Source organism: Aromatoleum toluvorans (genome assembly GCF_012910905.1).
Classification (GTDB): Bacteria; Pseudomonadota; Gammaproteobacteria; order Burkholderiales; family Rhodocyclaceae; genus Aromatoleum; species Aromatoleum toluvorans.
In genome coordinates this window covers 1-446 of the sequence record NZ_WTVN01000096.1, presented here as the reverse complement: position 1 = coordinate 446, position 446 = coordinate 1, and the positions used below count along the sequence as shown (strand labels likewise).

Sequence of the window (446 nt, the reverse complement as noted above, 5' to 3'; positions counted from 1 at the left end):
TGAAGACGCTGGGCGGGATCAGGCCGCGCGCCGGATGCTGCCAGCGCAGCAGCGCCTCGAAGCCGGTGATGCGGCCTTTGCGGATGTCGAGGAACGGCTGGTAGACGAGAAACAGCTGGTTCGCTTCGATCGCCTGTTCGAGATCGCGCTGCAACGCGCGGCGGTCGCGCGCCGCCTGGTCGTCGCTCGCTTCGAAGAAGCGGATCGTGCCCGGGCCGGATTTCTTGGCCCGGTAGAGCGCGATGTCGACATGCTTGAGCAGCTCGTGCGGATTGTTGCCGTCGCGCGGCGCGAGCACGATACCGACGCTGATCGCGCCTGATATCTCCAGTCCGTCGATCGGGAGTGGATCGGCGAACGCCGCGACGAAGCGTTCGGCGATCGCGAGCACGTCCTCGGGTCGCGTCAGATTGGACATGATCAGCGCGAACTCGTCGCCGCCGATC

Annotated in this window: 1 protein-coding gene; it reads right to left on the bottom strand. The window is 66.4% G+C overall.

The features are described 5' to 3' along the window. Positions 1 to 446: EAL domain-containing protein (locus tag GPA22_RS22460; protein WP_169258290.1), on the bottom strand; the 446-nt coding region annotated here is incomplete at both ends.